Source organism: Amycolatopsis sp. cmx-8-4, assembly GCF_046548675.1.
Taxonomy (GTDB): domain Bacteria; phylum Actinomycetota; class Actinomycetes; order Mycobacteriales; family Pseudonocardiaceae; genus Amycolatopsis.
The window spans coordinates 36,530-56,645 of record NZ_JAEBDZ010000003.1 but is presented as its reverse complement, the minus strand read 5'-3'; the positions used below and the strand labels follow the sequence as shown (position 1 = coordinate 56,645).

Genomic DNA, 20,116 nt, shown 5'->3' with positions numbered 1-20,116 from the left:
CGACGCCTGTCGCCGAGCGGACACTCGGTGGATGGGCCGGCGCGTGCGGGTGGCCGTCAGGGTCGAAGGCGTGGTGCAGGGCGTCGGGTTCCGGCCCTTCGTTCACCAGGTCGCGCGGCGATTCGGGCTCGACGGCTTCGTCGGGAACGACGTCCACGGCGTGTTCGCCGAGGCCGAAGGGGAGCAGCGGGACGTCGAGGCGTTCGTGGCCGCGCTGCGGAGCCAAGCACCGCCGCTGGCCGTCGTCGACGACGTCCAGGTGCGCGAGATTCACTCGATCGAGGGAACGGGTTTCGCGATCGTCGCCAGCCCGGACGGCGGCGGCGCCGACACGTTGATCTCCGCGGACTCCGCTACCTGTGCCGACTGCCTGCGCGAGATGCGGGATCCGGCCGACCGGCGGTACCGGTACCCCTTCGTCAACTGCACCAACTGCGGGCCGCGGTTCACCATCGTCCAGGGGGTGCCCTACGACCGGCCGCGCACCACCATGGCCGGGTTCGCGATGTGCGCCGAGTGCAAACAGGAATACGAAGACCCCGGCGACCGGCGGTTTCACGCCCAGCCCGTGTGCTGTCCCGCCTGCGGGCCCACCCTGCGGTTCGAGCCTGGCGGTGGGGAACCCATCCGAAGCGCCGCCGAGGCGCTGGCGCAAGGTGCCGTTCTGGCCGTGAAGGGGCTTGGGGGCTATCACCTCGCCGTCGGGGCTCGGCATGAAGCGGCGGCCGGGCACCTGCGTGCGAGGAAACATCGGGAGGACAAGCCCTTTGCCGTCATGGTTGCCGACCTCGACCAGGCCAGGGAACTCGCCGAGGTGGGGGCGGCCGCGGAAACGGCCCTGATCAGTAGGCGACGGCCTGTCGTGCTGCTGCCGACCAAGGGCGGTCTGGCGGACGCCGTCGCGCCGGGGAACCGGCGGATCGGGGTCATGCTGCCCTACACCCCGCTGCACCACCTGCTCCTGGAGCGGACCGGGCCGATCGTGCTGACCAGCGCCAACGTCTCCGACGAGCCCATCGTCTACCGGGATGAAGAACTCAAGCGGCTCGATAAAATCGCCGATGCCTTTCTCCTCCACGACCGGCCCATTCACATCCGCACCGACGACTCCGTGGTGCGGATAGTGCGGAACCGGGAACAGCTGCAACGGCGTTCGCGCGGTTACGCGCCGGAGCCGGTCACCCTCAAACGGCCCGCGAAGCAGCACCTCCTCGGCTGTGGCGCCGAACTCAAGAACACCTTCTGCCTCGCCAAGGGGCGGCACGCGTTTCTCTCGCACCACATCGGCGACCTCGAGAACTACGAGACGCTCAAGTCCTTCACCGAGGGCATCACCCACTTCGAACGGCTCTTCGCCGTCGATCCCGTGCTCGTCGCGCACGATCTGCACCCCGAGTACCTGTCCACGAAGTACGCGCTCGAACAGGACGTCGAGCTGCTGGGCGTCCAGCACCACCACGCCCACATCGCCTCCTGCCTGGCCGACAACGGCGAAGACGGGCCGGTGCTCGGCGTCGCCTTCGACGGGACCGGGTTCGGGCCCGACGGCACCATCTGGGGCGGCGAGTTCCTCCTCGCCGATCTGAGCAGCTACCAGCGCCTGACGCACCTCCGATCGGTGCGGATGCCCGGTGGCGCACAAGCCATCCGGCAGCCCTGGCGGATGGCCGCGTCCTATGTGGACGCGCTCGGGCGGCCGGCGCGGGACGACGTCGTGCAGCTCATCCGCAGCGGCGTCAACTCACCGCTGACGTCCAGTGCCGGACGCCTCTTCGACGCCGCCGCCGCGCTGCTCGGCGTCCGGGACCAGGTCAACTACGAAGGCCAAGCCGCCATCGAGCTGGAACAGCTGGCCGATCCGACCGAAACGACCGCCTACCGGGCGCGCATCGACGACGTCGTCCACGGTGAAGACCTCATCGCCGCCCTGCTGGACGACTCCGGCTCCAAGGCGGCGAGGGCCGCGCGGTTCCACAACGGCGTCGCCGACGTCATCGCCCGGACCTGCGACCGCTTCCGCGAGCACAGCACCACGGTCGCGTTGTCCGGTGGTGTGTTCCAGAACGTCCTGCTGCTCGATCGGACCGTGGAACAGCTGGAACAGAAGGGCTTTCGCGTGCTGACCCACCGGCGCGTGCCGGCCAACGACGGCGGGATCAGCCTCGGCCAGGTCGCCGTAGCCAGTCGTACCACTCGGTGAGGCCGTCGCCGCGGGTGGCGCTGACCTGGAGGACAGCGGCCGTGGGGTTCACGCGGCGGGTGTCCTCGATGAACTCGTCGACGTCGAAGTCGACGTACGGCAGCAGGTCGACCTTGTTCAGCAGCACCAGGTCCGTCGCGGCGAACATGTGCGGGTACTTCAGCGGCTTGCCCGGCCCCTCGGTCACCGAGAGGATCACCACGCGCGCCGCCTCGCCGAGGTCGAACAACGCCGGGCAGACCAGGTTGCCGACGTTCTCGATGAACAGCATCGAGCCCCGCGCGGGCGACAGCGAGTGCAGCGCCCGGTGCAGCATCGATGCGTCCAGGTGGCAGCCGGCGCCGGTGTTGATCTGGACGACCGGCGCGCCCGTGGCCTTGATGCGCTCGGCGTCGAGCAACGTCTCCTGATCGCCTTCGACCACCGCGCACGGCGTGTCCAGAACGGAGATGGTGCGCTCCAGCAGCGTCGTCTTCCCGGCGCCCGGCGAACTCATCAGGTTGATCGCGAAGACGTCCGACGCCTGCAGGTGCGTGCGGTTGTGGGCCGCGAGGTCGTCGTTCTTCGCCAGGATGTCCTGCTCCAGCACCACCGTGTGGCTCTGGTCGGTGATGCGGACGTCAGTGGTGTCGGAACAGCCGCAGGTGTCGCACATGATGATCAGACCACCTCTACCGATGTGATGCGCAGTTCGCGCCCGGCCAGCACTTCGACGTTCGCGCTGGTGCACGGGCAGAGCAGGATGAAGTCGTCCAGGGTGAACTCGGCGCCGCAGTCGCGGCAGCGCGCCCGCCCGGACGGCTCGTCGATGTCCAGCCGGGCGCCGTCGAGCGACGTCCCGCTGCACAGGACGTCGAAGCAGAAGCGGACGCTGTCCGGCACCACGCCGGACAGCCGCCCGATCTCCAGCCGCACGCCGGTCACCGTCGCGTCGCCCAGCTTGGCGACGATCGCGTCGACGACCGACTGCGTGATCGACATTTCGTGCATTCAGCAGATCCTCGGCAGCGGGTCCCCGACCAGCAGGTCCACGATCCGGGTGCCGCCGAACGCGGTGTTCAGCAGCACCAGGCCCGGCGGGTCGTCGGCGACGCGGCCGATGATCGCCGCGTCCGCGCCCAGCGGGTGGGCGCGCAACGCCGCCAGCGCGTCCGACGCCTGCGCGCCGTCGACGACGACCACGATCCGGCCTTCGCACGCGACGTACAGCGGGTCGATGCCGAGCAGCTCGGACGCGCCGCGCACCTCGGTGCGGACCGGGACGGCCTTCTCGTCGACGACCACCGCGACGTCGGCCGCCTTGGCGATCTCGTTGAGGATCGTCGCGACGCCGCCGCGGGTCGCGTCCCGCATCGCACGCACGCCCGGCACCGCGGCCAGCAGGCCGGCGACGAGGTCGTGCACCGGCGCGGTGTCGGACTCCAGGTCGGCGTCGATGTCGAGCTCGCCGCGGGCCAGCATGATCGTGACGCCGTGGTCGCCGATCGGCCCGGAGACGAGGACGGCGTCTCCGGGCCTCACGGTGGCCACCCCGAGGCCGGTGCGCGTGAGCACCCCGACCCCCGCTGTGTTGATGTACACGCCGTCGGCCTTCCCGCGCTGGACGACCTTCGTGTCACCGGTGACGATCTGGACGCCCGCCGCGGCGGCCGCCGCCTTCATCGACTCGACGATCTTCAGCAGGTCCTCGACCGGGAAACCTTCTTCGAGGATGAACCCCGCGGTCAGGTACAGCGGCCGCGCGCCGGACACGGCCAGGTCGTTCACCGTGCCGTTGATCGCCAGGTCACCGATGTTGCCGCCGGGGAAGAACAGCGGCGAGACGACGTAGGAGTCCGTGGTCAGGGCCAAACGGGCGTCGCCGATGGTCAGCGTCGCCGCGTCTTCCAGGGGCTCCAGCAGCGGGTTGCGGAACGCGTCGAGGAAGACGGCCTCGATCAGCGTCTGCGTCGCCTTGCCGCCCGCGCCGTGCGACAGCGTGATGCGCTCTTCGCGGACCTTCGCGCGCCGGCGGCGGGCGCGGTCGATCCGGTCGAGCACCTGCTGCTCGCGGTCGGACGTCGTCATCGGCACCGGGATCGTCGAGCGCCGCTCAGACGTGCTCATGCCGGCTCGCCTCCCGGACGCGCGTGCGGCTGAACCGCCCGAAGTTGTAGTATGCCGCGCAGGCGCCTTCGGGCGAGACCATGCACGTCCCGATCGGCGTCTCCGGGGTACACGCGGTGCCGAACACCTTGCACTCCCACGGTTTCAGCACACCCTTGAGCACCTCGCCGCACTGGCACGCCTTCGGGTCGGCGACGCGCAGGCCGGGGATCTCGAAGATCCGCTCGGCGTCGAAGGACGCGTACTTCTCGCGGACAGCCATCGCCGAGTGCGAGATGAACCCGAGGCCGCGCCACTCGAAGTACGGCCGCAGCTCCATGACCTCGTTGATCGCCTTCAGCGCGACCATGTTCCCGTTCCACGGCACCACGCGCGAGTACTGGTTCTCGACCTCGGACCGCTTCTCCGACAGCTGCACCATCAGCATGTAGATCGACTGCAGGATGTCCAGCGGCTCGAAGCCGGCGACGACCACGGGCTTGCCGTAGTCGCGCGCGATGAACTCGTACGGCCGGCAGCCGATCACCGTCGAGACGTGACCCGGGCCGATGAAGCCGTCGAGCCGCAGGTCGGGGGAGTCGAGGATGGCCTTGATCGCCGGGATGATCGTGACGTGGTTGGCGAAGACCGAGAAGTTCTCGATGCCCTCGGCGGCCGCGCGCAGCAGCGTCATCGCGGTGGACGGCGTGGTCGTCTCGAAGCCGATGGCCATGAACACGACCCGCAGGTCCGGGTTCTGCCGGGCGATCTTCAGCGAGTCCAGCGGCGAGTACACCATCCGGATGAACGTGTCCTCGGCGTTCGAGTCGAAGAAGTTCCCGCCGGAGCCGGGCACGCGCATCATGTCGCCGAACGACGTCATGAGCACGCCGGGCTGCCGCGCGATGTGGATGGCGTCGTCGACGCGCCCCATCGGGATCACGCACACCGGACAGCCGGGCCCGTGCACCAGCGTGACGCTCTCGGGCAGGTAGTCCTCCAGGCCGTGCTTGTAGATGGTGTGCGTGTGCCCGCCGCAGACCTCCATGAACTTGTACTGGCGGCCCGGCTCGCACAGCGACGTGATCCTCGCGGACAGCGCCCGCGCCTTCTCCGCGTCGCGGAACTCGTCGACGAAACGCATGACGACTCCTATTCGATCTGGGATTCGAGCAGCGCGGCCATTTCGTCCTCGTACGCCTTGCCGATGCTTTCGAGGAAGTCCAGCGCGGCCGCGGCCTCCGCTTCGTCTATTTTGGACAGTGCGAAGCCGACGTGGATGAGGATCCAGTCGCCCGGCTGCGGCGGGTCGTCGTCGAGCAGGCCGATGTTGATGAGCCGCTTGACGCCGCTGACCGAGACTTTCGCGAGGTCCGGTCGATCCTCGCTGATCTCGATGATTTCGCCCGGAATCCCGAGGCACACGGCGCTACATCCGGCTCATCTCGAGGTACCGCCGGACGTCGGGCTCGACCAGCTTGACGACGAAGGCCGCCCCGCCGATCAGCACGAGCAGCAACAACAGACGTTTCATGCGTCAGACCTCCGTGGTCTCCTTGGCGGGCAGGGTTGGACTGGTGCCCCAGGCGAGTTCCGTGACGGCGCGGACCGCGGCCGGCACCGCCGCCTCGACCTCCGGCGACAGCCCGATGCCTTCCTCGAGGCACGCGGGTTCGCAGCCGACGATCAGCACCCGCCCGGCGTCGCCGCCGAGCAGCCGCAGCAGCCGGAACACCGCCTCGGGCTGCATGCCGTGGGCGTCGATCGAGGCCGATGCCGCCAGGTCGTCGACGTCGGCTTCGATGAGCGAGAGCGTGCCGGGCGGCTTTCCGTGCGGGGTGGCGTCGAGCAGGATGGTCGTGTCGTAGCCGCCCAGCAGGTCGTAGGCCAGGTGCATGCCCGCGATGCCGTAGTCGGCGATCTGCACCCACTCCGGCAGTTCGGTGCCTTCCAGCTCCTTGATCACCTCGACGCCGAAGCCGTCGTCGCTCAGGAAGATGTTGCCGATGCCCGCCACCAGCACTCGTGGCCTCATTCCGCGACCTCCAATGGCTCGATCTCGTCGGGGGAGAAGTACCGGAACCGGCCGTGCGTGGTCTGCAGGTCGGCGGCCGGGTCGTCGTCGAGGGTGACGGCGACGTACCGGACACCGTCCACATCGGACAGCACGTTCCGGACCGTGGCGGTCAGCCCGGCGAGGAACATGTCCTGGGCGTCGGTCCCGCGCAGGTTCGGCCGCAGCCGCACCTTCGACCCGGCGGTGACGTCGACGCCCGCGACGGTCACCGTCTCGGGCTCGGGCTCCCTGGTGGCCGGCCGCACGGACCGGACGGCGCCGTGCAGCCGTTCGAGCAGCTCCGGCGGCATCGCGTCGACCCGGTCGACGATCGCCGCCGCGCGCGGGTCGGTGGCCCGGGCCTCGCGTTTCTCCTCTTCGGTCAGCGTCATCGTGCGCAGCGTGAGGATCTCGTCGATCTCGGTGCCGTCGAACAGGTCACCCGGGCTTTCCGGCGCGATCGCCGGGTCGTCGTAGAGGATGATCGGCGACGCGAGCACCACCGTGCTGCGCGACGTGTCGCCGATCAGCACCGGCCAGAGCCGTTCCTGCCGGCAGGCTTCGACGGCGGGTTTCGCCCACTCCGGCGGGTCCAGCATCGACAGGAAGTGCCCGGTGTCGACGCTGAGCACGAGGTGGGCGGCGAGCAGCGCGTGCCGGAGAGCGTGCTCGCGGACGCCGTCGGAGGGCCACGACGTCGTGTTGCGCAGCTCGACGTGCAGCCGGGTGCCGCCGAACGGCCCGTCGAGCGGGTCGGCCCGGGCGGTGAGGGTGCCGGACAGCTCGTTCGAGCCCGGCACGTCACCGGGCACCTGGAACGGCGTCTCGACCGGGAGCTCCGAAAGCGGCAGCTCGAAGTCGATCTCGTGCTCGACGGCTTCGTCCCACGTGCTGTCGGGGGTGACCCGCGTCCGCGCCTGCAGAAACCGCAGCTTGACGTGCAGGATCGTGTGCGCCGGCGGTTCCAGCAGGCACTCGACGCGCGCCGACGCGTGCTCGCCGATGTCGGCCGAGGCGTACGACGGCGGCATCAGCACGCCCCACTGCCAGCGCACCTTGTTCTTCCCGGCCGACGCGCGGTACGGGTAGAGCAGGTAGCCCTCGTAGAGGACGGCGTCACCGACCGCGCGGGCCTGTTCGAGGACGTTCACGGCTCACCAGGCAGCAGTCGTTCCATCGCCGCTTCCCAGGTCGGGATGGCGTGCCGCGCCTTGTACTTGAGCAGCGCGTCCACCGTCTCCTTGGGCAGCTTGATCCACGCGACGTTCGGGAAGTAGCGCTCGACCAGCTCGTCCCACACCTTCACCGGCATCCGGTACTCGGCCTGGGCGTGCCACGGCACCTGCTCCACCCAGAACCCGGGGCCGCCCTTGCCGAAGACCGTGCCGCTGAACAGCAGCACCATCGGCACGACACCCTCGGTCAGTGCGTGGAAGTACTTGCCGGCCGCCACTTCCAGGTCGTAGGTGCACGGGACCTCGGCGTCGATCTCGGTGGCGCCGGTGAAGCCGGGCACCGCCACCGACACCGTCGTGAACTGGAACGGCTTCAGCGTTTCGCCCCACCGGGAGCGGTCGCCGAAGAGGTGGGTGAGCAGCTCCGACTCGTCGTCGGCGTAGCGGCGCCGCTGCGGCTCGATGCGGATCTGGACGCGCAGCACCATCGCGTGGATCGGCTGCCCGGACAGTTCGCTGATCCGCAGCTTGAACGCCAGTGTCGGCGACGCCGCGTACTTCAGCGGCTGGACGTCGACGCAGTCGAAGGTCAGCTCAGCCATCCGCCACGACCTCACTGCGTTCCCGCAGACTCGCGAAGAAACCGTCGATGGCCTCGTGCGCCTCGGTGCCGCCGTCGAAGCCGCGCCACGTCGTCCGCACGATGCCGACCAGCTCGTAACAGACGTCGATCGGCACCAGGAAGCACTCGAAACCCAGGTCGAGCTGGTTCAGCAGCAACGCTTCGACGTCCTCGGCGACGTCGGCGAACGCCGGGGTGTCGGCCAGCAGCTCGTCCCAGGTGCCGAGCGGCAGGAGCGACTCGGTCGCCCCCGCCGGGCTCGGGTAGAACGCGACCGTCCGGTCCTGCACCGAGTTGCGGAACAGGAACGCCGTCTTCACCGGGATCCCCGCCGTCTCCCACAACGCGGCGCCGGGGGCGAACCGCGGCGCGTGCCGGAACCGCTGCGGCACCGCGCGGTGCCGCTTCCCGCCCGCGCCGCGGTGGGTGAAGAGCAGGTAGCAGCCCCGGCAAGCGCACATGATCGCCCGGGACTCCAGGTCGATGACGTGCCCGTGCTCCGCGCCGATCGGCTCGGCGCACAGCTCGCACCGCTCGCCGGGCGCCGTCCGCTGGACGGGGTTGCGGAACCTGCGCAGTCCGCCCGTCATACCGGCTCCGCGGGGACCGGGCACTCGAGCGCTTCCAGCGGCAGCAGGGGACGTCCGCCCGGGCCGGTCTGCTCGGGCACCACGCCGGCGACGTGGACGTCGGAGATCTCCGGCGCCGCCTCCCGCACCACCTTCTCGATGGCGTACTTCGCGGTGACGGTCGACGACGGGCAGCCGTCGCAGGTGCCCTGCAGCTGCAGGCTGAGCACGCCGTCGGCGTCGATCCCGATCAGCTCGACGTCGCCGGCGTGCGAGCCCAGGTAGGGCCGGACCTTGTCGAGCGCCTCGGCGACGCGCTCGTGCGTGGTCTTCGGGTGCAGGTCGTGCAGGACGAGCAGGCCCCGGACGTGGTCGTCCTCGGCCAGCCGGTCCAGCAGGGGACGGTCGACGATCTCCACGATCCGTTCCAGCCCCGCGCCGTAGAACTCGAGCAGTGTGTGGACGAGGTCCTCGGCGACTTCGGCGTCCGGGCCGGAGAACTCGCCCAGCAGCCGCTCGATCCGTTCCCCGACCTGGCCGACGTCGGTCATCAGGCGATCTCCCCGCCGAACGCGTGCGGGGTGTGCAGCCGTTCGACGACCTTGCCCTTGCCGGTGTACATGTGGACGCCGCAGGGCAGGCACGGGTCGAAGCTGCGGACCGCGCGCATGATGTCGATGCCCTTGAAGTTCTCCTGCGTGTTCTCCTCGAAGATCGGCGTGTTCTGCACGGCGTCCTCGTACGGCCCCGGCGTGCCGAAGCTGTCGCGGACGCTGCCGTTCCACGGCGTCGGCGGGTACGGGTGGTAGTTCGCGATCTTGCCGCCCTTGATCACCATGTGGTGCGACAGCACGCCGCGCACCGCCTCGGTGAAGCCGCAGCTCACGCCCTCGTCCGGGACCTTGAACGGCTCCCACGTCTTCGTGTTGCCCTTGCGGACCTCACCCAGCGCCTGCTCGGCGAAGTGCAGCGCCATCGCGGCCGAGTAGGCCTGGAAGTACGTCCGCGCGCGGTTGCGCTCGAGCGCGTTGCTCCACTGCGGGATCTTCCACTCGAAGCTGACCTCCGGCTTGGTCGCCGTGCGCGGCAGGTTGATCGTCACGCTGTGCCCGGTCGACTTGACGTACGGCGTGTCGACGAGCCCGGCGAGCGCCGTCACCCACAGGCGCGCGATCGGGCCGCCGCCGGTGTCGAGGGCCAGGTGGTCCTTGCCGTCGAACCAGCGCGGCGACATCGTCCAGGAGTACTTGCTGTCGAAGTCGCGCTTGGCCGGGCGCGGGATGGTGTGCTGGTTCCACGGGTGGCGCTGGTCGACGGGGTTGCCGAGCGGGTCCTGCGTGACGAACATCGGCTGGTCGGCCCAGTCCTCGTAGAACGAGCTGCCGAGCAGGATCCGGATGCCGAGGTTGATGTCGAGCAGGCTGGTGGTGACGAGCTTGCCGTCGACGACGATCCCCGGCGTCACGTACATCTTCCGGCCCCAGGACTCCATGTTCTCGTAGCTGAAGTCGCAGTACTCCGGGTTGTTCAGGCTGCCCCAGCAGCCGAGCAGGACCCGGCGTCGGCCGACCTCTTCGTAGCCGGGGATGGCTTCGTAGAAGAAGTCGAACAGGTCGTCGTGCATCGGCAGGCAGCGCTTCATGAACTCGACGTAGCGCATCAGCCGGGTCAGGTAGTCGGTGAACAGCTGCACGGTGGCGACCGTGCCGACGCCGCCCGGGTACAGCGTCGACGGGTGGACGTGCCGGCCCTCCATCAGGCAGAACATCTCGCGCGTGCTTCGGGAGACCTGCAGGGCCTCCCGGTAGAACTCGCCCTCCAGCGGGTTCAGCGAGCGCATGATGTCGCCGATGGTCTTGAAGCCGTGGTCACGCGCGTGCGGCGCTTCGGTGCGGTTGGCCTGCTCCAGGACGCCGGGGTTCGTCTCGGCGACCATCTTCTCGCAGTAGTCGACCCCGACCAGGTTCTCCTGGAAGATGTTGTGGTCGAACATGTACTCGGCGGCCTCGCCGAGGTTGAGGATCCACTCGCCCAGGTGCGGCGGGCGGACGCCGTAGGCCATGTTCTGCGCGTAGACCGAGCACGTCGCGTGGTTGTCGCCGCAGATCCCGCAGATCCGGCTGGTGATGAAGTGCGCGTCGCGCGGGTCCTTGCCCTTCATGAAGATGCTGTAGCCGCGGAAGACCGACGACGTGCTGTGGCACTCGACGACGCGCTTGGCCGCCCAGTCGATCTTCGTGTAGATCCCGAGGCTGCCGACGATCCGGGTGATCGGGTCCCACGCCATCTCGACGAGGTCGGTCCGGCCCTTGGTGCTGACGCCCTTGTCTGTCATGTCCACTCCCTTGAAGTGTTACAGCCCTTTCAGCGCCAAGACGACTTGTAGCCGGTGTCGAGCTTCTTTCCCTTGTGCCGCCACTTGGGCTCGTTGTCGATCTTGCGTTCGGTGATCTTCCGCAGCCGCCGGATCACCGAGCCGTACGCGCCGCTGGCCAGCGACGACACGTGCGCGCCCGGGGGCTCGTCCATGAACGGCATGAACTTGTCCGGGAAGCCGGGCATGGTGCAGCCGATGCAGATGCCACCGACGTTCGGGCAGCCGCCGACGCCGTTGATCCAGCCGCGCTTGGGCACGTTGCACTTCACGACCGGGCCCCAGCAACCCAGCTTGACCAGGCACTTCGGGGAGCCGTACTCGTCGGCGAACTCGCCCTGCTCGTAGTAGCCGCCGCGGTCGCAGCCCTCGTGCACGGTCGCGCCGAAGAGCCACTGCGGCCGCAGGTGGTCGTCGAGCGGGATCATCGGCGCCTGGCCGGCCGCCTGGTACAGCAGGTAGACGATCGTCTCGGACAGGTTGTCCGGGTGGGTCGGGCAGCCGGGCACGCAGACGATCGGGATGCCGGCGCCGGAGCGCCAGTCCCAGCCCAGGTAGTCGGGCACGCCCATGGCGCCGGTCGGGTTGCCCTCCATCGCGTGGATGCCGCCGTAGGTGGCGCAGGTACCGACGGCCATTACCGCCAGCGCCTTGGGGGCCAGGCGATCCAGCCACTCGCTGGTCGTCATCGGCTGGCCGGTCTCGGGGTTGTTCCCGAAGCCGCACCAGTAGCCCTCTTCCTTGATCGCCTCGTTCGGGATCGACCCCTCGATGACCAGCACGAACGGCTCGAGCTCACCGCGGTCCGCTTTGTAGAACCACTCGATGAACGTGTCGGCCCCCTTGTCGGGGCCGCACTCGAAGTCGATCAACGGCCAGTGGACCGCGATCTTCGGCAGGCCGGGCAACGCGCCGAGGACGATCTCCTCGATGCTCGGTTGCGTCGCGGCGGTCAGCGCGACGGAGTCGCCGTCGCACGACAGGCCGGCGTTGATCCAGAGGATGTGGATGGGCTGCTCTTCTTGCTGGGCATGCGTCACGGCTGATCAACCCCGAAGTCGTCGAGCGCGCCGAGGGTCAGTTCCCACAGCGCGTGGTAAAGGGTCGTCTGGGCTTCCTGGATGCGGTGCACGGATGGCGACGGGACGACGAAGAGGTGGTCGATGCTGTCCAGCTCGGCCATCTTCCCGCCGTCGTAGCCGGCGATGCCGACCGTCACCATGCCGCGCCGGGCGGCCTCGTCGAAGGCGCGCAACAGGTTCGCGGAGTTCCCGCTGGTGGACAGGCCCACCGCGATGTCGCCGGCCCGGCCGAACGCGGCCAGCTGCCGGGCGAACACGACGTCGAACCCGATGTCGTTGGAAAGGGCGGTCACCACCGCGATGTCGTTCGTCAACCCGAACGCGGGCAACGGTTTCGCCGCACCCGCCGGGCTCAGGAACAGGCTGGCGAGGTCCTGCGCGTCGGTCGAGCTGCCACCGTTGCCGAACGCGAGCAGCCGGCCGCCGCCGGCGAACGCGCGCGCGACGTCCTGCACGCAGGCGAACAGGCGCTCGCGATCGGCCGCCAGCACCTGGGCGCGCAGCGCGACGATCTCGTGCACCTTGTCCACAGTGGACTTTTCGACCTGATCGAGGACGGCGTCGACATCACCGGCACCCGCGTAGAGGAACGGGTACAGCGCTTCGAGACCGTCCGCGCCCACGGGGGTGTGTTCCCGCGACATGGCGCGTCAACTCCTCGGCTAGGAATTCTCCAGGCGAGCGATGGCTTCCCCGGCGTGCACCAGGATTCGGTCGCCGACGCCGGCCGAAACCAGTGCCACGCTCACCTCTTCCCGGCCGGAGCCGGTTTCCACGACTGCGAACCCGAGGTCCAGGAGTTCGACTACGGTCACTTCGACCGCGGTGTCCGAGCAGGTGATGCACACCCCGTCGTGGCAGACGGGGGTAGCCGCTCTGTCGGCGTCACTAGCGCTCATGACGCCACCTCCGGGGTGAGCACGCCCGGTTGTTCGAAGAAGACGTGCACGAGCTCCCACAGGACGTGGTAGGTCGTCACGTGTACCTCCTTGACTACGCGCGGGTCGTCCGAGTGAGCGATGAAGACGTGGTCCAGCCCAGTAGTCGCGGTAATCGCGCCGCCGTTACCACCGGTCAGGGCGACGGTGAGCATGCCGAGGTCACGGGCCGTCTCGAGGGCGCGTTTGACGTTGCCGCACTCGCCGTCGGTGGAGATGCCCAGCGCGATGTCGGCCGGTTCGCCGAGGATCCGCAGCTGGTGGGCGAAGACGTCGTCGAGCCCGGCGCGGCTGGCGACGCCGGTGACCGTCGCGACGTCGGCGGTCAGCGAGACGGCCGGCAGCGCGCGCTTGCCGACGATCACCGGGTGCACGAACTCCACGGCCACGTGCTGGGCGTCCGTGCTCGGGCCGCCGTTCCCGAAGACGACGAGCTTGCCGCCGCGGTGGAAGCGCCGGGCCATGCCGTGGCACGCCAGCGCGACCTTCCGCGCGTCGTCGGCCAGCGCGAGGACCGGCGCCTCGCGGCGCGCGAACAGCGCGTCGACGGAGTCGGGGTGATTCGGTGACCACGGCATCGCGGCACTTCCTCGGGAGCTGCTCGGTGGTGGGAGCTTCCCCAGGCTAGAGGTGTGAGTTGGATCACACAATAGATCTACTCGGGTGATTCGTGGTCCGTGCTGGTGCTCGTGGTCGTTTCGAGCCTGCTCCGCCCGGGTGCATGCCCTCCCCTGCCAGCAGGTATGCGTGCCAATCTCGAGGGACCGAGGCGGGGAGGCCGGGGTGTCCGACGTCGAGAAATTCGCAGCCGAACTCGACGTGGCCGTGGAACGGATCGGACGCGCGGTCGCGGCGATGGCGAAGGCCGGTGCCCGCCTTGACGAGGCGGCGACGGATCTCGCGAAGGCGACGCAGGGAGCGAGGGCGCCGTCGGCGAAACAAGCCCAGGCATTCGCTGTCGAAGCCCGTGGAGGCATTACCGCCCTGTCCGCTCGGCTCGGCGCGGTTTCGCGAAATTTGGCCGCATATCGTGTGGATCTGACCGGGCCGCCGGTCGTCGCACCCATTCCGGCGAAACCGCCCGTCGAGCCGGCGACGGTCACGGCGTCCCGCGCCGAGTTGCCGCCGCCCGTGCGGGTCGGCAAAGGGGACAAGTTTCGCCGAGGTGCAGGCATATTTTCGCAAGATCGGCTTGCCGCCGTACGCGATCGCATCACACGTCGAGGCCAAGCTCGCGGTCCGGATGGCGAAGACCGGGGTTCGTGATGTCACGGTTACCCTGAATCACGTTCCGTGCCCCGGTAAGGGCGGCTGTGACGAGGAGCTGGAGAACATCTTGCCGAATGGGTTCAGCCTGAGCGTCTACGGCGAATCGGGGGACGGTGAGAGATTCTTCAAGCGTTATACGGGGAGATCCAGGTGATACTCGAGGCGTACTACGCCGGGCACACGGACCGCCCGGCCGTGGTGGCGACCGCTGCCGAACTGGCCGCGGCGCTGGATGCGGTCGCGGCGCTGGAGGGGCCGCAGATCGTCCAGCTGTGGGTGGACGGTGACAAGACGAAGCCCAACCTGATGGTGGGACTCCACGGTGACCGCGGGATCCTCCGCTACGCGGATGCCGATCAGGCGTTTTGCAGCTCGGGTGGGGAATTTTCGCTGCCGGAGTGGGGCGAGGTCATTTACTACCTCGCCACCGGCGAGTTCGAGTTCCCCGATGACGCCGAGCTGCCGGACAAGGACGTCCGGAGCGCGGCGTTCGCTTTCCTTGCCTCGGGTGGTGCGCGTCCGGCGGGCGTCGCGTGGGCTGAGGAGTAGTCCGGCATCAGTGTTGGTGCTCGTGGTCGCCCTGGGCGTGCTCCGCCCGGGCCAGCCAGAGTTCGGCCTCATGGGCGGCCCCTCGTGACCGGAGCATCCGGGCCAGGCTGAGCATGCCCTGGACGTCTCCCGTTTCGGCCGCGCGGCGGAACCACTGCTCGGCTTCCGAGAGGTCTTCGCGGTGCTCGGCGAGGTGCCCGAGGTTGGTCAGGGCCGGGACGCTGCCGTGCTCGGCGGCCTTGCGGTACCAAGCGGCGGCCTCGCCCTCGTCGCCGCGGTTGCGGGCCAGGACGCCGAGGTTGGTCATCGCGGCCGGGTCGCCGCGCTCGGCGGCGTCGAGGTACCAGTTCTCGGCCTCTTCGAGGTCGCCGCGGCGGTGCAGCAGCAGCCCGAGCCGGACGATCGCCTCGACGTTGCCGCCGGTCGCGCCCTGCCGGTACCAGGTCTCGGCGTCGCTGGGCCGGCCCAGCCGCTCGGCCTGCCTGCCCAGCTGGCACGCGCCCCCGAGGTCGCCGGCCAGCACGGCCGCGCGCCACCACCGGGCGGCCTCCGCCGCCTGGCCGCGGTCGCGCAGCAGGATGCCCAGGTCGATCATCGCGCCGGTGTAGCCCGCGTCGGAGGCCTGCCGCAGCCACGACTCGGCCTCTTCGGTCTTCCCCTGTTCGCGCAGCAGGTGCCCCAGCGCGGCCATCGAGGACAGGTCGCCGGTGCGCGCGGCCGCGCCGAACCAGTGCTGGGCGTCGTCGCGCTTGCCCCGCCGTTCGTAGGAGCGGGCGAGGTTCAGCATCCCGTGCGGGTCGCCGGCCAGCGCCGCCTCGTGCCACCAGCGCTCGGCCTCCTCCAGGAGGCCGCGCTCGTTGAGCAGGTGCGCCAGCGCCGTCATCGACGTCCGGTCACCGCCCATGGCGGCCCTGCGGTACCACGACTCGGCCTCGATGAGCTCCCCGCGCTCGCGCATCGCCGCACCCATCCGGGCCATGGCGACGACGTTGCCGCCTTCGGCGGCCTTGCGCTGCACGTAGTCGTCGAAGCTCGAGTTCCACTTCTTTAGCCGACCGGGCATCGGCCTGCTCCCTCCGGCTGGTCCTTGCTCCGGTAGTCGCAGTTCATGGGCCCGATGTGACATCTCAGCTAGGGGTGGGCGAGATCACATTCGCGCCAGGCGGTCGTGTCGACGCGGTTTTCCCACGTCGACAGCAGGAAGACTACGCCGCGCGCACCCCTGGGTGAGAGGAGAAAATCTTGGCGGCCCGCGGCTTTCGGCTCAGCGTGACGCAGCGAACCCTGCTGGTAGTCGCGATCCTCGCGATCGCCCTCTTCGGCTACTGGGCGACGAGAGGCGCGGGCGCGACCCCGGCCGCTCCGTCGACATCTTCCGCTGCCCCCTCCGGGCCCGTCCCGGTCAACGCCGCCGACGCGCAGAAGCAGCTCGGCGAGCTGACCGTCGCGGCGCGGACGTCCATGGACGGCTACTCCCGTGAGAAGTTCCCGCACTGGGCGAGCCAGGGGTCGAGCTGTGACACGCGGGAAGTCGTGCTGAAGCGCGACGGCAAGGACGTCAAGACCGACAAGGAGTGCCGGGCGACGTCCGGTACCTGGACGAGCGTCTACGACAGCGAGACGTGGACGAAGCCGACCGACCTCGACATCGACCACATGGTCCCGCTCGGCCAGGCCTGGGCGAGCGGCGCGAAGGCGTGGACGACCGAGAAGCGCGGCCAGTTCGCCAACGACCTGACGCGGCCGCAGCTGTTCGCCGTCACCGACAACCTCAACCAGCAGAAGAGCGACAAGGCGCCCGACCAGTGGAAGCCGCCGCTCGTGGCGTTCTGGTGCACCTACGCGACCGACTGGATCGTCGTGAAGCACTTCTACGGGCTGACCGTGACCGAGGGTGAGAAGACCGCCTTGACGGACATGCTGCGCCGCTGCTGAGCTGATCGCCATGACGACGTTCGCGTTGATCCACGGCGGCGGTGGCAGCGGCTGGGACTTCCACCGGCTGGTGCCCGAGCTCGCGGCCCGCGGCCACGACGCGGTCACCCCGGACCTGCCGATCACCGACCCGGCGGCCGGGCTGACGGAGTTCACCGAGACGGTGCTTGCCGCGCTGGGCGATCGCACGGACGTCGCCGTCGTCGGGCATTCGTACGGCGGCTTCACCGCGCCGCTGGTCGCGGCGAAGGTCCGCGCGCGGGTGCTGGTGTACCTGGCCGGGATGATCCCGGCGCCGGGGGAGCAGCCCGGGCAGTGGTGGGGCAACACGGGGTTCGCGGCGCCGACCGGGCTGAGCGAAGCCGAGACGTACTTCAACGGCGTCGCGCCCGAGCTGGCCGAAGCGTGCCAGGCGCACGGGCGCGATCAGGTGAGCAAGGAGTGGGACGAGCCGTGGCCGCTGCCGGCCCACCCGGACGTCCCGACCCGGGCGCTGCTCTTCCGCGACGACCGGTTCTTCACGCCGGACTTCCAGCGCCGGGTGGCCCGCTCGCGGCTGGGTGTCGAACCGGACGAAGTCGACGGCCCGCACTGCGCGCCGCTGAGCCACCCGGCCGCCATCGCCGAGCAGCTGGTGAGCTACCTCTAGTCGCTTTGGTTACTTAAAGGTCTAGACCTATTGACTGTGTGGTCCAGGCCACTTAACGTCTGGTGCGCGGCGAACCCGCACCTCCCACCTGTTTCACCTCCGCTCCGGTCCCCGCCATGGAGGTTCCCCCGTCATGCGCTTCGCCAGGATCATCGCCTTGACGGCCTTCGCCGCCGGCAGCCTCCTCGTGGCTCCCGCCGCCCCGGCGTCCGCCGCGGCTTTGCCCGCGTGCCAGCACTTCTACACCGGTACGATCCCGGACCGCCCGGTCACCGGCGGCCACGGCCCCGGCACGCTCGTCGGCGCCGTGAACGTGTCGAACCGCTTGCCCGCACCGGGTTCCGTCAGCGGCGGCCTCGGTGCGGACGGCAAGGTGACGTTCACGTTCGCCCGCGTCAGCGGCGCGAAGGCGTACCGCGCGTTCCGCAACGGCCAGGCGCTGCAGTGGATTTCCGACTGGGGCCAGCCGACGCTCACGGTGACCGACGCGAGCCCGTGCCAGAACGCGAACTACCAGCTCTACGCGATGACGGCGGAGGACAACTCGCCCGGCTCGCTCGGCCAGATCTCCACGGCGTACCGCCTCGACACGGGCAACCACCTCGCGGCGTACCGCATCCCGGCCGGCACGACGCTGAGCTACCGCGTCACGTCGTACAACGACGTCGCCCAGACGGCGCTGGGCTACAGCGCCGGCCCGGGCTTCTGCGCGGTCGACGCCCGGAACATTCCGTGGGGCACCAGGTTCTCGGTCCCGGGCTACGGCGAGTGCTACGCGGCGGACATCGGCAGCTGGATCAAGGACGACATCGTCGACGTCTGGCTACCGGGCTCCCAGGCCGACGCGTGGGGCATCCAGCGGCTGACGCTGACCGTGCGCTAGAGCCACCTGGCCGCCGAAAGGCCGTGAAGCCTCCTTGCCGACGTCCCCCCTTCGCCCCGGCAAGGAGGCCTTCATGGTTACCAGCGGTCGATGTGCAGCACGTCGTCCAGGGGCTGGCGTGACGCCGGCTTGAACGTCTCTCCCGTGTAGAACGCCGTCGGGATCATGGCCGCCTGGTGAACGTTCTTCGGCAGCCCCAAGACCTCCGCCGCTTCCTGCTCGTACTTCAGGTGCAGCGTCGTCCACGCCGTGCCCAGGGTCACCGAGCGGGCCGCCAGCATGAAGCTCCACACCGCCGGCAGCAGCGAGGCCCACAGGCCCGCCTGGTTGCCCGCCGGGAGCTCGTCCGACGGCGTCTCCAGGCACGGGATCACCAGGACCGGGACGTCACCCATCCGGTCGGCCAGGAACTCGACGCTCGACCCGATCCGCTGCTGCACCGGCGCCCGCGTCGGGTCGTCCGCGAACAGCTTGCCCGCCGCGTTGCCCGACTCCAGGTACTCGTGGCACGCCCGGCCGTAGATCGCGCCCAGCGCCGCGCGCTGGGCGTCGTCGGTGACGACCAGCCACTGCCAGCGCTGGGTGTTCGAACCGCTCGGCGCCTGCAGCGCCACCTGGATGCAGTGCTTCACCAGGTCGATCGGCACCGGCCGGTCGAAGTCCAGCCGCTTGCGGACCGTCCTGGTGGTCGTCAGGAGCTCTTCGGGCGTCATCATCGGCCCATCATGCCGGGCCTACCAGCGATCGTGCACCAGCGGGCGGATCAGCTCCTCGTACGTCGCGCGGACGCCGGCCGCCGCCTCCTCCGGCAACGGCGGGAGCGCGGCCGCCGCGGTGTTCGCCGCCACCTGCGAAGCGTTGCGGGCGCCCGGGATCACCGTGCTCAGGCCCGGCTGGTCGAGGATCCAGCGCAGGGCGAACTGCGCGAGGGCCTGCCCCTCGGGAACGAGCCCGCGCAGCCGCTCGACGGCCTCCAGGCCGACGTCGTACGGCACGCCGGAGAACGTCTCGCCGACGTCGAACGCGTCGCCGCCCCGGTTGAAGTTCCGGTGGTCGTCGGCGGCGAAGGTGGTGCTCGCCGTGTAGCGCCCGGACAGCAGGCCCGACGCCAGCGGCACCCGCGCGATGATCCCGGCGCCCGCGTCCGACGCCGCCGGCAGCACGCGCTCCAGCGGCTTGAGCCGCAGGCAGTTGAGGATGATCTGCACCGACGCGACGTTCGGCCGCGCCAGCGCCGCCAGCGCCTCGTCGCAGGTCTCGACGCTCACGCCGTACGCCTTGATCCGGCCTTCGTCGACCATCGCGTCCAGGGCGTCGTACACCGCGTCCGTGGAGTACACCGGCGTCGGCGGGCAGTGCAGCTGGACCAGGTCGAGGGTGTCCATCCCGAGGTAACGACGCGACCGGTCGTTCCACTCGCGGAAGTGCGCGGCGACGTAGTTCTCCGGCACCTGGTCGACCCGGCGGCCCATCTTGGTCGCCACGAACACGTCCGGGTGGTCGGCGCGGAACCGGCCGACCAGCCGCTCGCTGCGGCCGTCGCCGTAGACGTCCGCGGTGTCGAAGAAGGTGACGCCCGCTTCGGCCGCCGCGTGCAGCACGGCGAGGGCGTCGTTCTCGTCGACCTCGCCCCAGTCCGCGCCGAGCTGCCAGCAGCCGAGCCCGACGACCGAGACCTCGCGGCCGAGGCGGGTGATCTTCCGGTTCTCCATGCCGCGATCCAAGCACAC

General features: G+C 69.7%; 26 protein-coding genes. 7 read left to right on the top strand and 19 right to left on the bottom strand.

Annotated features, from left to right (window positions below; genetic code table 11):
- The first annotated feature begins 31 nt into the window (after positions 1-31).
- Positions 32-2,200 carry a carbamoyltransferase HypF gene (gene hypF / locus ACLJQZ_RS06355; protein WP_410619155.1) on the top strand — a complete coding sequence of 723 codons (2,169 nt, stop codon included), beginning with the start codon at positions 32-34 and terminating at the stop codon, positions 2,198-2,200.
- Here hypF and hypB read toward each other — a convergent pair.
- The 16 genes from hypB to ACLJQZ_RS06275 are packed head-to-tail and all read right to left on the bottom strand — an operon-like array spanning position 2,157 to position 13,679.
- Entirely contained in the window at positions 2,157-2,855 is a 699-nt protein-coding gene (gene hypB / locus ACLJQZ_RS06350; RefSeq protein WP_410619154.1) for a hydrogenase nickel incorporation protein HypB, read from the bottom strand. The two genes, hypF and hypB, sit on opposite strands and share 44 nt — an antisense overlap.
- A gap of 5 nt (positions 2,856-2,860) precedes the next feature.
- On the bottom strand, positions 2,861-3,190 hold the full coding sequence (locus tag ACLJQZ_RS06345; RefSeq protein ID WP_410619153.1) for a hydrogenase maturation nickel metallochaperone HypA: 330 nt from the start codon (positions 3,188-3,190) through the stop codon (positions 2,861-2,863).
- Positions 3,191-4,267 (bottom strand): hydrogenase expression/formation protein HypE, encoded by a 1,077-nt coding sequence (gene hypE / locus ACLJQZ_RS06340; protein WP_410619549.1) that lies wholly within the window; start codon positions 4,265-4,267, stop codon positions 3,191-3,193.
- Positions 4,268-4,292: 25 nt separating this feature from the next.
- Positions 4,293-5,429 (bottom strand): hydrogenase formation protein HypD, encoded by a 1,137-nt coding sequence (gene hypD / locus ACLJQZ_RS06335; protein WP_410619152.1) that lies wholly within the window; start codon positions 5,427-5,429, stop codon positions 4,293-4,295.
- An 8-nt stretch (positions 5,430-5,437) separates the two neighbouring features.
- On the bottom strand, positions 5,438-5,710 hold the full coding sequence (locus tag ACLJQZ_RS06330; RefSeq protein ID WP_410619151.1) for a HypC/HybG/HupF family hydrogenase formation chaperone: 273 nt from the start codon (positions 5,708-5,710) through the stop codon (positions 5,438-5,440).
- 4 nt (positions 5,711-5,714) lie between these two features.
- A complete protein-coding gene (locus ACLJQZ_RS06325) occupies positions 5,715-5,819 on the bottom strand; it encodes a DUF6893 family small protein (protein ID WP_410619149.1) in 105 nt (34 codons plus the stop codon).
- A gap of 3 nt (positions 5,820-5,822) precedes the next feature.
- The gene (locus ACLJQZ_RS06320; protein ID WP_410619147.1) at positions 5,823-6,320 is read right to left on the bottom strand and encodes a hydrogenase maturation protease; all 498 of its coding nucleotides are present in this window, start codon (positions 6,318-6,320) and stop codon (positions 5,823-5,825) included.
- Positions 6,317-7,492 (bottom strand): hypothetical protein, encoded by a 1,176-nt coding sequence (locus tag ACLJQZ_RS06315; RefSeq protein WP_410619145.1) that lies wholly within the window; start codon positions 7,490-7,492, stop codon positions 6,317-6,319. The genes ACLJQZ_RS06320 and ACLJQZ_RS06315 overlap by 4 nt, the downstream gene beginning before the upstream one ends.
- Positions 7,489-8,118 carry a DUF6084 family protein gene (locus ACLJQZ_RS06310; protein WP_410619143.1) on the bottom strand — a complete coding sequence of 210 codons (630 nt, stop codon included), beginning with the start codon at positions 8,116-8,118 and terminating at the stop codon, positions 7,489-7,491. Before ACLJQZ_RS06310 ends, ACLJQZ_RS06315 begins: the two co-directional genes overlap by 4 nt.
- The gene (locus ACLJQZ_RS06305; protein ID WP_410619141.1) at positions 8,111-8,728 is read right to left on the bottom strand and encodes a DUF5947 family protein; all 618 of its coding nucleotides are present in this window, start codon (positions 8,726-8,728) and stop codon (positions 8,111-8,113) included. Before ACLJQZ_RS06305 ends, ACLJQZ_RS06310 begins: the two co-directional genes overlap by 8 nt.
- On the bottom strand, positions 8,725-9,258 hold the full coding sequence (locus ACLJQZ_RS06300; protein WP_410619139.1) for a NifU family protein: 534 nt from the start codon (positions 9,256-9,258) through the stop codon (positions 8,725-8,727). The genes ACLJQZ_RS06305 and ACLJQZ_RS06300 overlap by 4 nt, the downstream gene beginning before the upstream one ends.
- The gene (locus ACLJQZ_RS06295) at positions 9,258-11,042 is read right to left on the bottom strand and encodes a nickel-dependent hydrogenase large subunit (protein ID WP_410619137.1); all 1,785 of its coding nucleotides are present in this window, start codon (positions 11,040-11,042) and stop codon (positions 9,258-9,260) included. The genes ACLJQZ_RS06300 and ACLJQZ_RS06295 overlap by 1 nt, the downstream gene beginning before the upstream one ends.
- 29 nt (positions 11,043-11,071) lie before the next feature.
- Positions 11,072-12,121: a hydrogenase expression protein HypE gene (locus tag ACLJQZ_RS06290; protein WP_410619135.1), complete on the bottom strand. Its 1,050-nt coding sequence runs from the start codon at positions 12,119-12,121 to the stop codon at positions 11,072-11,074.
- On the bottom strand, positions 12,118-12,807 hold the full coding sequence (locus ACLJQZ_RS06285; RefSeq protein ID WP_410619133.1) for an SIS domain-containing protein: 690 nt from the start codon (positions 12,805-12,807) through the stop codon (positions 12,118-12,120). The genes ACLJQZ_RS06290 and ACLJQZ_RS06285 overlap by 4 nt, the downstream gene beginning before the upstream one ends.
- A gap of 18 nt (positions 12,808-12,825) precedes the next feature.
- Complete coding sequence (locus ACLJQZ_RS06280) at positions 12,826-13,062, bottom strand: HypC/HybG/HupF family hydrogenase formation chaperone (protein WP_326945687.1); 237 nt, start codon at positions 13,060-13,062, stop codon at positions 12,826-12,828.
- Entirely contained in the window at positions 13,059-13,679 is a 621-nt protein-coding gene (locus ACLJQZ_RS06275; protein WP_410619131.1) for an SIS domain-containing protein, read from the bottom strand. Before ACLJQZ_RS06275 ends, ACLJQZ_RS06280 begins: the two co-directional genes overlap by 4 nt.
- 205 nt (positions 13,680-13,884) lie before the next feature.
- Here ACLJQZ_RS06275 and ACLJQZ_RS06270 point away from each other — a divergent pair, with 205 nt between their 5' ends.
- The 3 genes from ACLJQZ_RS06270 to ACLJQZ_RS06260 are packed head-to-tail and all read left to right on the top strand — an operon-like array spanning position 13,885 to position 14,919.
- Positions 13,885-14,367, top strand: coding sequence for a hypothetical protein (locus ACLJQZ_RS06270; RefSeq protein WP_410619571.1), 483 nt, complete (start codon positions 13,885-13,887; stop codon positions 14,365-14,367).
- Positions 14,267-14,524, top strand: a complete 258-nt coding sequence (locus tag ACLJQZ_RS06265; RefSeq protein WP_410619129.1) for a DddA-like double-stranded DNA deaminase toxin — start codon at positions 14,267-14,269, stop codon at positions 14,522-14,524. Before ACLJQZ_RS06270 ends, ACLJQZ_RS06265 begins: the two co-directional genes overlap by 101 nt.
- On the top strand, positions 14,521-14,919 hold the full coding sequence (locus ACLJQZ_RS06260; RefSeq protein WP_410619127.1) for an Imm1 family immunity protein: 399 nt from the start codon (positions 14,521-14,523) through the stop codon (positions 14,917-14,919). Before ACLJQZ_RS06265 ends, ACLJQZ_RS06260 begins: the two co-directional genes overlap by 4 nt.
- A 7-nt stretch (positions 14,920-14,926) precedes the next feature.
- Here ACLJQZ_RS06260 and ACLJQZ_RS06255 read toward each other — a convergent pair whose 3' ends face one another.
- Positions 14,927-15,982, bottom strand: coding sequence for a tetratricopeptide repeat protein (locus ACLJQZ_RS06255; protein WP_247060041.1), 1,056 nt, complete (start codon positions 15,980-15,982; stop codon positions 14,927-14,929).
- A 179-nt stretch (positions 15,983-16,161) separates the two neighbouring features.
- Between ACLJQZ_RS06255 and ACLJQZ_RS06250 the strand changes: the two genes are divergently transcribed.
- The 3 genes from ACLJQZ_RS06250 (at position 16,162) to ACLJQZ_RS06240 (ending at position 18,386) form a co-directional block, all read left to right on the top strand.
- Complete coding sequence (locus tag ACLJQZ_RS06250; RefSeq protein WP_410619125.1) at positions 16,162-16,854, top strand: DUF1524 domain-containing protein; 693 nt, start codon at positions 16,162-16,164, stop codon at positions 16,852-16,854.
- 10 nt (positions 16,855-16,864) lie between these two features.
- Positions 16,865-17,503, top strand: coding sequence for an alpha/beta fold hydrolase (locus ACLJQZ_RS06245; RefSeq protein WP_410619123.1), 639 nt, complete (start codon positions 16,865-16,867; stop codon positions 17,501-17,503).
- A gap of 133 nt (positions 17,504-17,636) precedes the next feature.
- Positions 17,637-18,386: a 3D domain-containing protein gene (locus tag ACLJQZ_RS06240; protein ID WP_326956269.1), complete on the top strand. Its 750-nt coding sequence runs from the start codon at positions 17,637-17,639 to the stop codon at positions 18,384-18,386.
- Positions 18,387-18,463: 77 nt separating this feature from the next.
- Here the strand turns inward: ACLJQZ_RS06240 and ACLJQZ_RS06235 are convergent, their stop codons facing one another.
- Entirely contained in the window at positions 18,464-19,102 is a 639-nt protein-coding gene (locus ACLJQZ_RS06235; RefSeq protein WP_326945693.1) for a nitroreductase family protein, read from the bottom strand.
- A gap of 18 nt (positions 19,103-19,120) precedes the next feature.
- Entirely contained in the window at positions 19,121-20,098 is a 978-nt protein-coding gene (locus ACLJQZ_RS06230) for an aldo/keto reductase (RefSeq protein WP_410619120.1), read from the bottom strand.
- Positions 20,099-20,116: the final 18 nt, after the last annotated feature.

Coding starts and splice junctions, on each gene's coding strand:
- hypF (WP_410619155.1), top strand. CDS start 32: ATGGGCCGGCGCGTGCGGGTGGCCGTCAGGGTCGAAGGCGTGGTGCAG.
- hypB (WP_410619154.1), bottom strand. CDS start 2,855: ATGTGCGACACCTGCGGCTGTTCCGACACCACTGACGTCCGCATCACC.
- ACLJQZ_RS06345 (WP_410619153.1), bottom strand. CDS start 3,190: ATGCACGAAATGTCGATCACGCAGTCGGTCGTCGACGCGATCGTCGCC.
- hypE (WP_410619549.1), bottom strand. CDS start 4,267: ATGACGACGTCCGACCGCGAGCAGCAGGTGCTCGACCGGATCGACCGC.
- hypD (WP_410619152.1), bottom strand. CDS start 5,429: ATGCGTTTCGTCGACGAGTTCCGCGACGCGGAGAAGGCGCGGGCGCTG.
- ACLJQZ_RS06325 (WP_410619149.1), bottom strand. CDS start 5,819: ATGAAACGTCTGTTGTTGCTGCTCGTGCTGATCGGCGGGGCGGCCTTC.
- ACLJQZ_RS06320 (WP_410619147.1), bottom strand. CDS start 6,320: ATGAGGCCACGAGTGCTGGTGGCGGGCATCGGCAACATCTTCCTGAGC.
- ACLJQZ_RS06310 (WP_410619143.1), bottom strand. CDS start 8,118: ATGGCTGAGCTGACCTTCGACTGCGTCGACGTCCAGCCGCTGAAGTAC.
- ACLJQZ_RS06305 (WP_410619141.1), bottom strand. CDS start 8,728: ATGACGGGCGGACTGCGCAGGTTCCGCAACCCCGTCCAGCGGACGGCG.
- ACLJQZ_RS06300 (WP_410619139.1), bottom strand. CDS start 9,258: ATGACCGACGTCGGCCAGGTCGGGGAACGGATCGAGCGGCTGCTGGGC.
- ACLJQZ_RS06295 (WP_410619137.1), bottom strand. CDS start 11,042: ATGACAGACAAGGGCGTCAGCACCAAGGGCCGGACCGACCTCGTCGAG.
- ACLJQZ_RS06285 (WP_410619133.1), bottom strand. CDS start 12,807: ATGTCGCGGGAACACACCCCCGTGGGCGCGGACGGTCTCGAAGCGCTG.
- ACLJQZ_RS06280 (WP_326945687.1), bottom strand. CDS start 13,062: ATGAGCGCTAGTGACGCCGACAGAGCGGCTACCCCCGTCTGCCACGAC.
- ACLJQZ_RS06275 (WP_410619131.1), bottom strand. CDS start 13,679: ATGCCGTGGTCACCGAATCACCCCGACTCCGTCGACGCGCTGTTCGCG.
- ACLJQZ_RS06255 (WP_247060041.1), bottom strand. CDS start 15,982: ATGCCCGGTCGGCTAAAGAAGTGGAACTCGAGCTTCGACGACTACGTG.
- ACLJQZ_RS06245 (WP_410619123.1), top strand. CDS start 16,865: ATGACGACGTTCGCGTTGATCCACGGCGGCGGTGGCAGCGGCTGGGAC.
- ACLJQZ_RS06240 (WP_326956269.1), top strand. CDS start 17,637: ATGCGCTTCGCCAGGATCATCGCCTTGACGGCCTTCGCCGCCGGCAGC.
- ACLJQZ_RS06235 (WP_326945693.1), bottom strand. CDS start 19,102: ATGATGACGCCCGAAGAGCTCCTGACGACCACCAGGACGGTCCGCAAG.
- ACLJQZ_RS06230 (WP_410619120.1), bottom strand. CDS start 20,098: ATGGAGAACCGGAAGATCACCCGCCTCGGCCGCGAGGTCTCGGTCGTC.